This is a genomic window from Candidatus Spongiihabitans sp. (assembly GCF_965237845.1).
Classification (GTDB): domain Bacteria; phylum Pseudomonadota; class Gammaproteobacteria; order Arenicellales; family Poriferihabitantaceae; genus Spongiihabitans.
In genome coordinates, this window is record NZ_OZ250154.1 from 383395 (window position 1) to 396693 (window position 13299).

Sequence of the window (13299 nt, forward strand, 5' to 3'; positions counted from 1 at the left end):
ATGAAAATTAACCATGGGAAGATTAACCATGGGAGGCAAGTGGTCATATATACCGATGGCGCGTGTCGAGGAAATCCAGGCCCAGGGGGATGGGGCGCTTGGTTAATATTTGGAGAACACGAAAAAGAATTGTATGGCGGAGAAAAGGAAACCACAAACAACAGAATGGAATTGAGGGCAGCCATTGAAGCGCTAAGCGCGCTCACCAAGACTTGCGAAATAGAACTATACACAGATTCCACATATGTGAAAAACGGCATTCAGGCGTGGCTGAGAAAATGGAAAACAAACAATTGGAAAACGGCGAATAAAAAACCAGTGAAGAATAGAGATCTTTGGGAGGCGTTGGACGATCTTTCATCCCAACATCGCATAACCTGGCATTGGGTAAAAGGGCACGCCGGCGATCCTGGCAATGAACGTGCAGACGCGCTTGCGAATCGCGGAATTGATCAACCTAATTAACCAACCCAATTAACCAACAATGAGTCCAATGAGACAAATAATTTTAGACACCGAGACCACCGGGCTGGAACCCGGCCAGGGACATAAAATCATCGAAATAGGCGCCATTGAAATGATCAATCGGCGAATGACCGATAACACGTTTCACCGCTATATCAATCCTCAGCGAGAGATCGAAGAAGCCGCGACTGAGATTCACGGCATTAGAAATCAATACCTTAAAGACAAACCTGTTTTTAATGCCATTGCCGTGGAATTATTGGAATTCCTCAAAGGCGCGGAGTTGATTATCCACAATGCGCCATTTGACCTGGGCTTTTTGAATCATGAGTTTAAGGTATTTGGACTCGGTGACGGCGTAATTGAACAACATTGTCAGGTGCTGGACACCCTGATAATGGCAAGACACAAGCACCCCGGGCAGAAAAATAACCTGGATGCATTGTGCAGGCGCTATGGTGTGGATAATACCCAACGCACCCTGCACGGCGCGTTATTGGATGCCGAGATTCTGGCGGACGTTTATCTGCAAATGACCGGCGGCCAGACGACATTGCTTGGCGAATCGGAAGCCTTAATCACGCAATCCGGAGCAATGCAATCAAGTCAGCGCAAGGCGGTGAAAATTGATCCTCAAGATGTAAAAAAACTTACCGTGACTAAAGCCAATACGGAAGAACTAGAACAACATGCTAAATGGCTGGCGCTGTTGCGCAAGGAGTCGAAAGACGATGTGGTATGGGATAAGGTGGCGGATAGTGAATTGAAAATGATGGAATGATTTATATCGCAAATTGCGGTGGGCTAACGCTGACGAAACAGAAAATCCGAGCAGGCGCTCAATCAAGTACAGTGAATCAAGTACGATATGGGTTAAAATTCAGGAACAAGATAAAATTCCCAAATTCTGGGAACACAAGACTTAATTCCCAATCGGTTTTTAATTCAGCGCTGTGTTCCCGGAACTACGCAAACCAGGTGAGATGCAATCAAAGGTAATTGGTAGGGGCTGCTTACCTCTGCGTTATGTGTCAAAAACTTCAAGTCAATAGATGAAATTTGATAAGGAAGATATACAGATATGCAAAATTTGTTAGAAGAATTAAAAACTACACTGCAAAGCGATGAACGGCTAGTTATTGATGGTAAGTTAGTGAAAAATAAAATCGTTGAGCTTGCCCTTGCGATGGATGCGGATTTGATTGGGTTGTTGCTGAAGAATGTGTTGCTTAAAAAACATTTCTTCGCCGACGTCGGCGGGACTTATGTGTTTGACAAGGTGGCATTTCAAAGTTTTGTTTCCAATAAACAATTTCTGCCCGACAGTTACACCGCGTTCAAAAACAAAATCGGCTTGACCTCGGATAATGAATATCTGAGCGAAAGCAAGGAAGTGGTTTTGTCCTGGCCGTACAAGGATTGCGTGTTGCAGGGCGGACAAACCAAAGAGGAGCAAAAACGTAAAGAGATATTTTGGAATGAAACGCTAGTGCCGGATGAGATTGACCGCTTGCTTGACCCGAAGGTATTAACCAATTTCAAGAGATACGATAAAGAAGGCGAGCATAAAGTAGAAAGCATTGGCATTGATGATAACCTGATTATCAAGGGCAACAATCTACTGGCTTTGCATTGTTTGAAAAAGCAATATGCGGGCAAGGTGAAGCTGATTTATATTGACCCGCCTTATAATACGGGATCAGATAGCTTTGGTTATAATGATAGTTTTAATCATTCTACCTGGTTGACTTTTATTAAAAGCAGGTTGGAAATAGCCAAAGATATGTTGATGGACAATGGATTGATATTCATCCACGCTGGAGACGGAGAGTTGCATTATTTAAAGGTGTTGTCTGATGGAGTGTTTGGGCGTGATAAATTTCTAGCGACTATCCCTAGAAAAACCAGAAGCGGTAAAAGTGATGTGCCATATAAATTGTCACAAGATTATGATTGGATATTGATTTATACAAAAAGGGCTGATAGTAAAGAAAGTTTATTTCACCGATATATGGCTAGGAAATATCACCAATCAGATGATTTTCCAAATGATGAATGGCGATTAACAGATATAACCACACAAAGAACTACAGATGAAAGACCTAACTCGGATTTCACCTTAATAAACCCGAAAAATGGCATCAAGTACCCAGTTAATCCTAATAGATGTTGGGCGATTACGATTGATACTGTGGATGAGTATATCCAAAATAATAAAATTGTTTTTCCCGGTGATTATGATTTTTTAAATATCAAAATACCCGCTATGCGAGTATTTAAATCGGAAGAAATTGCTAAAAAAGGAAGCGATTTTGATAAAGCTTATGTTTCATCGGACTTTCTAAATAAAGCAATGGATGAGTTGTTAAGGGAAATGAGCAATAAAAAAGGCACAGATGAAATCGTTGATTTATTTGGGGAAAAAGCATTTTCGTATCCTAAAAATGAATTGTTAATGCGTAGAATCATAGAATACACCACGGAAGAAGGGGATTTAGTTTTAGATTTCTTTTCAGGGAGCGGAACCAGCGGAGCAGTTGCACATAAAATAAACCGCAAGTATATTTTAATTGAGCAGATGGATTATGTGAAAGACATAACTATTGAACGACTCAAAAAAGTCATTGTCGGTGAACAAGGCGGCATTTCCAAATCAGTCAACTGGCAAGGCGGTGGCTCATTCATCTACTGCGAACTCAGACAACACAACGCCAATATCATTGACAAGATCGAACAAGCCCGCACCAGCAAAGCCTTAAAAGCAATCTGGCATGAAATCGAAAACGCCGACTTCATCAGCTACAAAATAAAACCAAAATCCATCAATGAAAATATCCACGAGTTTGAAGCCTTATCCATAGAAGAGCAAAAACAATTCCTGATTGTCGTACTGGATAAAAACCAGCTTTATGTTAATTACTCTGAAATTGACGATGCGGATTATCAAATATCAGATGATGATAAAAAACTGAACAAGAAGTTTTATGGGGATAGTTAGATGGCTACGATGACAGTGCCGATACACCCCGCCACTTTGCGCTGGGCACGAGAGCAGATGGGTTTGGATTTGCAGCAGGCTGCTGACAAAATAAAGCGGTCTGTTGAGCAAATTAGCGCATGGGAATCGGGCACGCAGGAAGTTAAGTTGAGCGATGCACGGAAATTGGCTGACAAGTACAAAGTTTCATTGCCTGTTCTCTACTTGCAAAACATTCCTGAAGAATGGCAGCAGGAACCCCCCAAAGATTTTCGCCGCCCCGATGCCCGCCAACCTTATAGCTACCAACTTTGTTATGCCATACGCGATGCGCGTGACCGCCAATCATGGATGCGCGAATATCTGCAAAATGAAAACGAAAAACCTTTGGACTGGTTGGGTTCATTCTCGGATCAAAAAAATATACAGCATATTGCTGATTGGGTCGTGCAATGGCTGGGGATTGATAGACAAGAAATTGAAGATCTTATGGATGATAAAGAAGCCCTGTCTTATTGGATAGAAAAAATTGAAGCGAAATGCGTTGTTGTATCCAGCAACGGTACCCATGCGGCGCGCAAAATTGATCGTGCTGAATACAGCGGGTTGGTGCTTTATGATAACTACGCTCCCTTAATTCTTCTCAACCCTGCGGACAGCCCTGCACGGCGCATTTTTACACTGGTGCATGAATTAGCGCATTTGTTGCTGGATGATAACAGCGGTATATCCAAAATAGATTTCAGACAGGAAGTCGCGGGCTATGACCCTGTGGAAACGACATGTAACCGCATTGCTTCCAATGTCCTTATTAATGACGATTATCTTCAATCTCAATGGAATGATAACGATAATCCTGAAACGACTATTCAAGCTTTGGTCTCTGATCTTAAAATAAGCCATAGCGCAATTGCTGTTAGATTAAAAGTGCTGGGTTTTATTAACCAGGCAACGTTGGACTCGTTGCTTGTGGAATACCGGCGACTCTACCTGGAAGGACTGAAAAACAGACCCAGCGGTGGTAGAACTGTTCCCGATAAACAGGTGCTTGACCGTTGCGGAAAGTTGCTCACTCTAACCGTATTAACCGCTTATGAACAAGGTAGTGTCAATGCCACCGAGATTTATGATGTTTTGCGCATAAAACTCAAGTATCTTGGTGATTTGTCAAGTAGATTGCAATTCCCGTTGCATAGGTGGGTTTCGTGACTTACCTGTTTGATACCAGCGCGTTTATTGCCTGGTGGCATGAAATTTATCCTGTTGGAATCTTTCAAGATGTTGCCAAACTCATCGAAAACGATATTGAAGAACAGATTATCCAATCGCCAGTAGAAGTGAGACAAGAACTTGAGGAAAAAGTGGATGATCCGCTGACAAAATGGGTAAAGGGTCGGCCTAATTTATTCATTCCTACACAACCTGAACTACAGGGTAGTATTGCAAATATTTCCAACAGATTCCCCGGGATATTGAAAAAACCAAGCAAGGTCAATGCGGATCCGGTAGTTATCGCTTTAGCCCAATCCAATGGCGCAATTATAGTAACACAAGAAAATCCTAACAAACAAAACAATATAGTTGCTTGCTGTCGATCAATAAGTATCAACTGTATTTCCTTGCCCCAATATATTGGACAACGTCAAGCGTTACTTAACGATATTAGAGCAGAATTGTGGGGTAATAAATGAACGAGCCTATGCTCCATGAAAAACTAACCACAGGCGCAGAATTTTTAGGGGGCAGTGATTATTATCAACAGAACATTCCTGGTTGCATCGTCGGCAATCTAAACCTTGCTTTTGAACTGCGGCCTTACCAGCTTGAAGCCTTTGGTCGTTTTAAATATTACATAGAAAGCTACACTATCCGCCCAAAGAGTGCCCCTGTACAAACCTTATTCCATATGGCAACGGGTAGCGGTAAAACGCTGATAATGGCCGGGCTGATGCTCTATTTGTATAACCAAGGCTATCGGAATTTTCTGTTTTTTGTCAATAGCACCAATATCATCAACAAAACCCGCGATAATTTCCTCAATACGATTGCTACAAAATACCTGTTTAATGAATCAGTGCAGATCAATAACCAACAAATACGCATTAAAGAAGTCGATACTTTCCAGGCGGCTAACCCTGACGATACAAATATCGTTTTTTCAACCATCCAGGGCTTGCATGCTCGCCTGAATACGCCGCGAGAAAACAGTATTACTTTTGATGATTTTGAAAGCGGGAAAATCGTCTTGATTTCGGATGAGGCGCATCACATTAATGCAGAAACTAAAAGAGCCAAAGACTTGAATCAATCTGAAATGTTTGATTTGACAAGTTGGGAATCAACGGTAAGTAAAATATTCAAAGCCAATACTGAAAATATCCTGCTGGAATTTACCGCTACGATAGATTTAACAAATGAACAAATTGTTGAAAAATATCGAGATAAAATAATTTTTGATTACCCGCTAAAGGCTTTTCGCTTAGATGGATATTCTAAAGAGGTCAAAGTTTTACAATCAGATATTCAGTTGTTTGATCGGGCATTGCAGGCAATTCTATTAAACCAGTTCAGGCGGAAAATATTTGAAAAGCACGGTTGGTTTATAAAACCTGTCATTTTGCTCAAATCAAAAACAATTAAAGAGTCTAATGCTTTCTACGATGAATTTACTGCCAAGATAAAAGGTTTAAAGGGTAATGACCTGGTAAAAATTAAGAGTAATCCTAATCTGGATAGTGTTTTATCTGGTGTGTTTCGTTATTTTGAAGAGAATCAAATTACACTGGAAAATCTAGCTTTAGAGTTACAAGAAGAATTTGCTGAAAATAAGTGCATCTCTGTTAATTCAAAAGATGAATCAGAACAGAAACAGATTGCAGTCAATACATTAGAAGACAGGGACAATGAATACCGTGTTATTTTTGCGGTCGATAAACTGAATGAAGGCTGGGATGTGCTTAACCTGTTTGATATTGTGCGCTTGTACGATACACGCGATGCACGAGCTAACCGGCCGGGGAAGACCACCATATCAGAGGCGCAGCTAATTGGACGTGGTGCGAGATATTGCCCTTTTAGGTTAGAAGATGATCAGTCACTTTATCAGCGCAAATACGATGTTCTAGGTAATGAAAATGAGCATGAATTAAAGCTATGTGAAGAGTTGTATTACCACAGCGCTTACAATCCAAATTATATTCAAGAATTGCACATGGCGTTAGAGGAAATCGGTATTAAAGCAAAGGAAAGTCAGCAGTTGAGCTTGTTTTTAAAAGCTGATTTCAAAAAGAAACCATTTTATAAGTCGGGTTCTGTTTTTAAGAATGAGCGAGTGAAATATGCTCGTGAGGATGTGACCGGCATCAGTACTTCTTTTATAGAAACTACCCATAAATTCCCGTTATTGTCTGGTTTTTCTCAATCGTCAACGGTCTTTGAATCTAAATCAGGACTAAGGGTCAATAACAAGCAAAAGAATTACTTTATAAAATCATTCGGCTCCAGCATCATTAAGAAAGCATTAAGCCAATTTCCTGAGTATCGATTTTCAAACTTAAAACGACTGTTCCCGTATTTGAAGAGCCTGTCTGAGTTTATTCAATCCGATCATTATCTTGGGAAAATAAAAGTTGAAGTTAAAGGTTCTGATGATGTGGTTAGTCATTTAACTCAAGAGAATAAATTGGATGTTGTTATCCGCTTACTAAATAAATTAAGCAGTCAATTACAGGCTGAAAATGTTGATTATAAAGGCACGAAAGAATTTAAGCCGTATAGCGTCAAAGAGCTTTTTATAGATAAAACACTCAATATTGTCAATGATGGTAACAGTGATAAAGAGTATGGCATTGCTCAAAGTAAGACGACTAAGCCGGATTTGAACATGGATTTATCCGGCGAGGATTGGTTTGTGTTTAACGAAAACTACGGCACCACCGAAGAAAAATATTTTGTTAGATATATCGCCAAAGTTGTAGAGCAACTAAAGCAAAGATATTCGCAAGTTTATTTGCTACGCAATGAGCGACACCTCAAATTATTTAATTTTGATGACGGGCGTGTATTTGAACCCGATTTTGTGTTGGTTTTAATTGGGAAGAATAAACCTGCATTGCATTGTCAGGTTTTCATTGAACCCAAAGGAAGCCATTTAATAAAATATGATGAATGGAAGAACAATTTCTTGATGCAATTGCAGGCTGAACATAAGGTTGAACAACTATGGAAAGATAGAAACTGCATTATTTGGGGAATGCCATTTTATAATGAAACAGAAACCAAACCTGAATTTGAGAAAGAATTTAGTGCTTTGCTTCAATAACGAAGTATAGGTAGTATAAGCCGCCTATTGCGAGCGTGGGATATGGAAATCAGGTTATTCTTTTAGTTGAAAACAGTCTCATTTTTGGACAACGGAATGCAAAATCCAGAACAAACCCGGACATTGTATCGAATAATCTGCGGTTTTTCATGCCGGGGGCATAAATCGTCGATTCCGACTGGATTGGGTACGCGTTGGCAGGTACGGATGTCGCTGTTCTAGGGAAGCGTCTTTTTATACGGTTTCACTTCCACGCTTTCATATACCCCGGCAATTAAATAAGGATCGGCATCGGCCCAAATTCGGGCGGCTTGCAGGGAATCAAACTCGGCGATGATTAAACTTCCGGTGAAACCGGCGGCGCCCGGATCTTCGCTGTCAATCGCAGGATTGGGTCCCGCAACCAACAATCGGCCATGGTCAACCAAATCCTTCAGCCGCTCGACATGGGCCGGGCGCGTGGTTAGTCGGTTCTCCAGACTGTTTGCAACATCTTTTGCGTAAATGGTGTAATACATTATTCATTCCTGTCTGTTTGGCCTATCTATTTGGCTCATTCATTTTGATATGTTTGGACAGAAAAAACATCTGTCCAATAATGAACGCTAAGGTCAGTCCGAGCAATCCGAAGACCTTGAAGTTCACCCAGGTTGCGGTGCGGATTGCCGCATCGGCGTCTGCATTATAGTAAAACGCCACATAAAGATTGAGGCAGCCCATGACTAAAAAGAATATCGCCCAGGCGCAGTTCAGGTTTTTCCACACCGCGTCGGGCAAGGCGATTTGCTTGCCCATAACATATTCCAATGCGGATTTTTTCGCGAACAACAACATGCCGACAATCACCCCGGAAAACAGCCAATTGACCACGGTGGGTTTCCATTTTATGAATACGTCGTCTTTTAGCAATATGGTCAGGCCGCCAAAAAGGGTGATGATAACCAAAGTTATGATATGCATCGATTCAAATCGGCGATTCTTGACCCAGAATACCGTAACCTGGATGAATGTGGCGATAATTGCCGCCCCGGTGGCGACGTAAATATCGTAAAATTTGAATGCGCCAAAAAAGATGAGCAGGGGGAACAGATCAAACAGGAGTTTCATAGTTGCGACATTTGAATTAAGAGTGTTTAATTGGCGGAAAGGTTGAAAGCATGAGAGTATACGAAGTTGGTCGCAATGAAGTAAACAAAAATGACATAAGCAAGAATGACATAAGCAAAGAGGTGCAAAGTAATTAACAAAAAATACATTGTTGTGGAAGGCCCAATTGGGGCGGGGAAAACAACCCTGGCCAAAAAGATTGCGTCGTCCCTCGGCGCCGCCTTGATGCTGGAGCAATCGTCTGAAAATCCGTTTTTGGAGCGGTTTTATAAATCCCCCGAACAATATGCCCTACAAACCCAGTTATATTTCCTTTTCCAACGGGTGCGCCAATCAAGCGAGCTTCGCCAGGGCGATTTATTTACATCCCTTCGGATTGCTGATTTTATGTTGGAAAAGGATCCGTTATTTGCGCGTATAACATTGGACGAAGACGAATTATACTTGTACGAACAGGTTTACCAGCGACTTGCCATGGAAGTTCCAGCCCCGGATTTGGTGATTTATTTGCAAGCGCCTACCGACGTACTGGTGAGTCGCATCCGCAGAAGAGGGGTGTTGTTTGAACGCAACATGGAACGTGATTATTTGGAGCGGCTGACCGAATCCTACGCCCGATATTTTTTGTCTTACCACAATTCGGCGTTATTAATGGTTAATGCAGAAAGTTTGAATTTTCTGAATAATGATGAGCACTATGAGTTGTTGTTACAGGAAATATACGCCATTTCATCCGGGCGACACTATTTTAACCCAATAATCTAGTGTAATGCCCGACCAGTTCCCAGAAGGCACGTTCCGAAAAAAACACGCCCCGTCATTGCGTACCGTGGCCATGCCTGCGGATGCCAACCCGAGCGGCGATATTTTTGGCGGATGGATAATGTCGCAGATGGATTTGGCAGGCGCGATCTATGCGAGCTACATCGTCAAAGGTCGGATCGTTACCGTGGCGGTCAAAGGCATGACCTTCCACCTGCCGGTTTTCATCGGCGATCAGGTGAGTTGCTATTGCAAGACTTCAAGAATCGGCACGACCTCGATTTCCATACACATCGAAACCTGGGTCAGGCGTAAGCAATCGGCGGAACAAAATCTAAAAGTAACCGAGGCGACATACACTTATGTCTCAATTGACCAACACCGAAAACCGACTGTTATAAAACGTATTGACAGTGAATAACAGCAGGATAATGGCAGGACAATTATTTTTGCGCGTTCTCCAGTGCCTGCTCAAGGTCCCACAAAATATCGTTAATACTTTCAATGCCCACCGAAATCCTGACCATATCCGCGCTGATGCCGGCTTTAAGTTGTTGTTCCTCGTTGAGTTGACGATGGGTCGTGGAAGCAGGATGGATGACCAGGGTTTTAGCGTCGCCGACATTGGCAAGATGGCTCAGAAATTGCACACTTTCGATAAACTTCGCACCGGCTTCCTGACCGCCACGAACACCAAATGTAAGAATTGAGCCGGCCCCCTTAGGCAGGTATTTTTTGCCGAGTTCAAAATACGGATTATCTGGATCCCCGGCGTATTTTACCCAGCTGACATTTTTGCTTGATTTCAGAAAATCCACCACTTTTCCCGCATTCTCCACATGGCGCTGCATACGCAACGGCAGAGTTTCCAGCCCCTGCAACATCATAAAAGCGTTAAACGGGCTGATAGCGGGTCCCATTGTACGCAATGTTTCGCAACGCGCTTTCATGGTATAGGCGAAGTCGCCGAAGGTTTCCCAGAATTTAACGCCGTGATAACCCTCGGATGGGTCGGTCATATCCGGGAACTTTCCGTTGCCCCAGTCAAACTTTCCAGACTCGACAACAATGCCGCCCATTGAGGTGCCATGACCGCAGATGAACTTGGTGGCGGAATGCACCACCAGATCAGCGCCATGTTCAAACGGTCGGCACAGATAAGGAGAGGCGAAGGTATTATCAATGACCAGTGGTAATTTATGGGCATGCGCAATCTCGGCAATGGCTTCCAGATCAAGCACATTATTATTGGGGTTGCCCACTGTTTCCCCGTAAACCGCCCGGGTTTTATCGGTGATGGCATCTGCAAAGTTTTGTGGGTCATCCGGGTCCACAAAAATCGTTTTAATGCCCATGCGCTTGAATGTCAGCGCAAATTGCGTAACCGTGCCGCCGTACAGCGTGCGGGCTGAGACCAGTTCATCGCCTTGTTTAAGGAGGGTCAGCAATGCCGTCATTTGCGCCGCCATGCCGGTGCTGGTGGCCACTGCGGCGCGTCCGCCTTCCAACGCCGCCATACGTTCCTCGAACATGGCAGTGGTCGGATTCATCAGGCGGGTGTAGATATTGCCGAATGTTTGCAGGTTAAATAAACTGGCCGCGTGTTCGGTGTCGTCAAATACATAGGACGCGGTTTGATAAATCGGTGTGGCTCTGGCGCCGGTGGCCGGGTCGGGTTGGGTTCCGGCATGTAGGCACAGCGTGTCAAATCCAAATTCGTGGTCGTTCATGTTATCGCTCATGTTATCGCTCGTGTTATTGCTCGTGTTACGGTCTAGTTTGAAATAACCTTGATGCGTGAAGATGAAATTATTTTAGTGTCCACGCCGATAAAATTAAGTCCGCCAAAAATGCGCGCATGTTCGATTTTGAGGCATTTATTCATGACAAATTTTAAGTTCGCGTCTTGCGCCAACTTCTGTGCTTCCTGATTAATGATGCCGAGTTGCAGCCACAGCACCTTTGCGCCAATTTCGATGGCTTGCAGCGCATAATCCGGGGTCGTGTCAGCGCGCTGAAAGAGATCGACGATATCCACCGGATGAGGAATCGAAGCCAGGTCGGGGTAACATTGTTGCCCTAGAATTTGTTCATGGTTCGGATTGACCGGAATTATTTTGTAACCGTGATCAACCAGATATTTGCCGACGAAGTAACTGGGGCGATGCCATTTGTCGGAAAGCCCGACTATCGCCACCGTATTATTTTCCAGCAAAATTTTCCGCAATGCGTTGGTGTTGAGCATAATTATTTTTGTGCCGATTCTGTTATTGCGCGGAATTATAAACTACTGACCAATCTCAAGAATTACAATAGTTTCTGCAAACCATGAGTTATCGCCAATCCTGAGTGAAAATCACTTACGTTATTTAGTCGCCATTTGGCGCCGTTGTTGGGATAGACGCATGCTTACGTTTTGTTTGTCAGAAGATTTATCCCGCAAATGCAAAGAAAACGCTTGGTGTAAACCAGGTCATTGCGTTTGAACAAACCAAACACGATGGTTTTGCCGCCGGCGCCTGGTCCCGAAATACGACCCATCCACTTCTATACAGCCTGCCAGGTTGGCATGTCGCTCGCATTCTTGCACCAATCGTTGGCGCAATTTTATGTAGCCGAGTTGATTGAGCGCACGCTGACCGGGACCAACCGCGCGGTGTCAGAAGCCGAGAAATCCATCGCGAAATAGCGAATAATTCGACGAAAAGTCTTCTCTGCGATTCGGGAACGGCGATAATACCTGTTTTTGATAGTCATTTCAGAAGCTTAGCACACATTTGGTGATGCGTAACTTCCTATGACCCTAAGTAATTAATGTTTGTGTCCCCTTGTCTTTTTTGTTAGGCAGTTTTTATTCGGAATCAATCTTTACTTTTTTAAGTACTAAAGGATTGTCTGTTTTCTCCAAACTATAGATACCGTTTTCCATACCACATTCTCCTTTATCATTTGAAGTACTTAACCACGATGCATTTTTTATGTTTTTTAGGACAGATGTATTATCAATATTAGCTTTGATGTTCCCCAGCATCCAACCGTAGCATCCAACCGTCTTTTATCTCTATAGTTGTATCTATTTTTCCTAACCCACTTTTTAAATTCAGGGTAAATGGCTTATTATAATCTGGCATTTGAAAGGATGTGATTTTACAATCATTTTCGATATTTTTTACCACAACAAAAACTTTTGGTGCATATAGGATATATCCATCTAAATTATTACCCGTACCATGCGAACTTCCATCTTCGGTTATTGTGATAGGTTTAATATTAACGCCAGCACAACTTGATAAAAACGCTATGCTAAACATTATTAAAATTGACTTTTTCATTTTATTTCTCCAAAATTCATTTTATTTCTCCAAAACCTTCTATTAAAAATAATAGAAAGATGGAAGGAAGCACTAATGCCTGAATTCAGCGGCGGCGTTAGCCGTCCGTTGGAATGATTTATTAGGTGATTTTTCTGTTAAATAAGCAAAGGATTTACTATGTTGTTTTAAATATTTTTTTTCTTCTTCAAACGACATACCTTGGATATCTTTGCTTATCTGGTCTCTAGCCTTTCTCATAAATTCAACAGCTCTAAATTTCATACTTTAATACCTCTAAAAGTAAAACGCCTTGTTTGATTATATTGTATTTCACCACATTGTAAATCAAACGA

The 13299-nt window shown here is 42.4% G+C and carries 15 protein-coding genes; 9 read left to right on the top strand and 6 right to left on the bottom strand.

Translation table 11 applies throughout. The features are described from left to right. The 6 genes from rnhA (at position 1) to ACPXXB_RS01910 (ending at position 7763) form a co-directional block, all read left to right on the top strand. Positions 1–465 carry a ribonuclease HI gene (gene rnhA, locus ACPXXB_RS01885; protein WP_423908691.1) on the top strand — a complete coding sequence of 155 codons (465 nt, stop codon included), beginning with the start codon at positions 1–3 and terminating at the stop codon, positions 463–465. Between the two features lie 28 nt (positions 466–493). Continuing rightward, complete coding sequence (gene dnaQ / locus ACPXXB_RS01890; protein ID WP_423910870.1) at positions 494–1246, top strand: DNA polymerase III subunit epsilon; 753 nt, start codon at positions 494–496, stop codon at positions 1244–1246. 300 nt (positions 1247–1546) lie between these two features. Continuing rightward, positions 1547–3463: a DNA methyltransferase gene (locus tag ACPXXB_RS01895; RefSeq protein ID WP_423908692.1), complete on the top strand. Its 1917-nt coding sequence runs from the start codon at positions 1547–1549 to the stop codon at positions 3461–3463. After that, the gene (locus tag ACPXXB_RS01900; RefSeq protein ID WP_423908694.1) at positions 3464–4651 is read left to right on the top strand and encodes an ImmA/IrrE family metallo-endopeptidase; all 1188 of its coding nucleotides are present in this window, start codon (positions 3464–3466) and stop codon (positions 4649–4651) included. Beyond that, positions 4648–5133, top strand: coding sequence for a DUF4411 family protein (locus ACPXXB_RS01905; RefSeq protein WP_423908695.1), 486 nt, complete (start codon positions 4648–4650; stop codon positions 5131–5133). The genes ACPXXB_RS01900 and ACPXXB_RS01905 overlap by 4 nt, the downstream gene beginning before the upstream one ends. Beyond that, positions 5130–7763 (top strand): DEAD/DEAH box helicase family protein, encoded by a 2634-nt coding sequence (locus tag ACPXXB_RS01910; protein ID WP_423908696.1) that lies wholly within the window; start codon positions 5130–5132, stop codon positions 7761–7763. The genes ACPXXB_RS01905 and ACPXXB_RS01910 overlap by 4 nt, the downstream gene beginning before the upstream one ends. A gap of 218 nt (positions 7764–7981) precedes the next feature. Here ACPXXB_RS01910 and ACPXXB_RS01915 read toward each other — a convergent pair whose 3' ends face one another. Continuing rightward, positions 7982–8281: a YciI family protein gene (locus ACPXXB_RS01915; protein WP_423908698.1), complete on the bottom strand. Its 300-nt coding sequence runs from the start codon at positions 8279–8281 to the stop codon at positions 7982–7984. 22 nt (positions 8282–8303) lie between these two features. Further along, on the bottom strand, positions 8304–8870 hold the full coding sequence (locus tag ACPXXB_RS01920; protein ID WP_423908700.1) for a septation protein A: 567 nt from the start codon (positions 8868–8870) through the stop codon (positions 8304–8306). Positions 8871–9023: 153 nt separating this feature from the next. On the opposite strand from ACPXXB_RS01920, the gene ACPXXB_RS01925 reads away from it, so the two are divergent. Both ACPXXB_RS01925 and ACPXXB_RS01930 read left to right on the top strand, forming a co-directional pair. After that, positions 9024–9635, top strand: a complete 612-nt coding sequence (locus ACPXXB_RS01925) for a deoxynucleoside kinase (protein WP_423908702.1) — start codon at positions 9024–9026, stop codon at positions 9633–9635. 4 nt (positions 9636–9639) lie between these two features. Next, positions 9640–10053 carry an acyl-CoA thioesterase gene (locus tag ACPXXB_RS01930; protein ID WP_423908704.1) on the top strand — a complete coding sequence of 138 codons (414 nt, stop codon included), beginning with the start codon at positions 9640–9642 and terminating at the stop codon, positions 10051–10053. Positions 10054–10075: 22 nt separating this feature from the next. Here ACPXXB_RS01930 and ACPXXB_RS01935 read toward each other — a convergent pair whose 3' ends face one another. Next, positions 10076–11362 carry an O-acetylhomoserine aminocarboxypropyltransferase/cysteine synthase family protein gene (locus ACPXXB_RS01935; protein ID WP_423910873.1) on the bottom strand — a complete coding sequence of 429 codons (1287 nt, stop codon included), beginning with the start codon at positions 11360–11362 and terminating at the stop codon, positions 10076–10078. Positions 11363–11406: 44 nt separating this feature from the next. Continuing rightward, complete coding sequence (locus tag ACPXXB_RS01940) at positions 11407–11877, bottom strand: CoA-binding protein (RefSeq protein WP_423908706.1); 471 nt, start codon at positions 11875–11877, stop codon at positions 11407–11409. Between the two features lie 237 nt (positions 11878–12114). Between ACPXXB_RS01940 and ACPXXB_RS01945 the strand changes: the two genes are divergently transcribed. Then, positions 12115–12321 (top strand): hypothetical protein, encoded by a 207-nt coding sequence (locus ACPXXB_RS01945; protein ID WP_423908707.1) that lies wholly within the window; start codon positions 12115–12117, stop codon positions 12319–12321. A gap of 319 nt (positions 12322–12640) precedes the next feature. Here ACPXXB_RS01945 and ACPXXB_RS01950 read toward each other — a convergent pair whose 3' ends face one another. Together ACPXXB_RS01950 and ACPXXB_RS01955 are read right to left on the bottom strand one after the other, a co-directional pair. After that, entirely contained in the window at positions 12641–12964 is a 324-nt protein-coding gene (locus tag ACPXXB_RS01950) for a hypothetical protein (protein ID WP_423908709.1), read from the bottom strand. 72 nt (positions 12965–13036) lie between these two features. Continuing rightward, entirely contained in the window at positions 13037–13228 is a 192-nt protein-coding gene (locus ACPXXB_RS01955; protein WP_423908710.1) for a hypothetical protein, read from the bottom strand. Between the last annotated feature and the right edge of the window lie 71 nt (positions 13229–13299).

Bases quoted from the DNA above. Each gene is read 5' to 3' on its own strand.
- ACPXXB_RS01940 (WP_423908706.1), bottom strand. From the start codon at position 11,877: ATGCTCAACACCAACGCATTGCGGAAAATTTTGCTGGAAAATAATACG.
- ACPXXB_RS01950 (WP_423908709.1), bottom strand. From the start codon at position 12,964: ATGAAAAAGTCAATTTTAATAATGTTTAGCATAGCGTTTTTATCAAGT.
- ACPXXB_RS01920 (WP_423908700.1), bottom strand. From the start codon at position 8,870: ATGAAACTCCTGTTTGATCTGTTCCCCCTGCTCATCTTTTTTGGCGCA.
- ACPXXB_RS01955 (WP_423908710.1), bottom strand. From the start codon at position 13,228: ATGAAATTTAGAGCTGTTGAATTTATGAGAAAGGCTAGAGACCAGATA.
- ACPXXB_RS01900 (WP_423908694.1), top strand. From the start codon at position 3,464: ATGGCTACGATGACAGTGCCGATACACCCCGCCACTTTGCGCTGGGCA.
- ACPXXB_RS01895 (WP_423908692.1), top strand. From the start codon at position 1,547: ATGCAAAATTTGTTAGAAGAATTAAAAACTACACTGCAAAGCGATGAA.
- ACPXXB_RS01910 (WP_423908696.1), top strand. From the start codon at position 5,130: ATGAACGAGCCTATGCTCCATGAAAAACTAACCACAGGCGCAGAATTT.
- ACPXXB_RS01915 (WP_423908698.1), bottom strand. From the start codon at position 8,281: ATGTATTACACCATTTACGCAAAAGATGTTGCAAACAGTCTGGAGAAC.
- ACPXXB_RS01935 (WP_423910873.1), bottom strand. From the start codon at position 11,362: ATGAACGACCACGAATTTGGATTTGACACGCTGTGCCTACATGCCGGA.
- ACPXXB_RS01930 (WP_423908704.1), top strand. From the start codon at position 9,640: ATGCCCGACCAGTTCCCAGAAGGCACGTTCCGAAAAAAACACGCCCCG.
- rnhA (WP_423908691.1), top strand. From the start codon at position 1: ATGAAAATTAACCATGGGAAGATTAACCATGGGAGGCAAGTGGTCATA.
- dnaQ (WP_423910870.1), top strand. From the start codon at position 494: ATGAGACAAATAATTTTAGACACCGAGACCACCGGGCTGGAACCCGGC.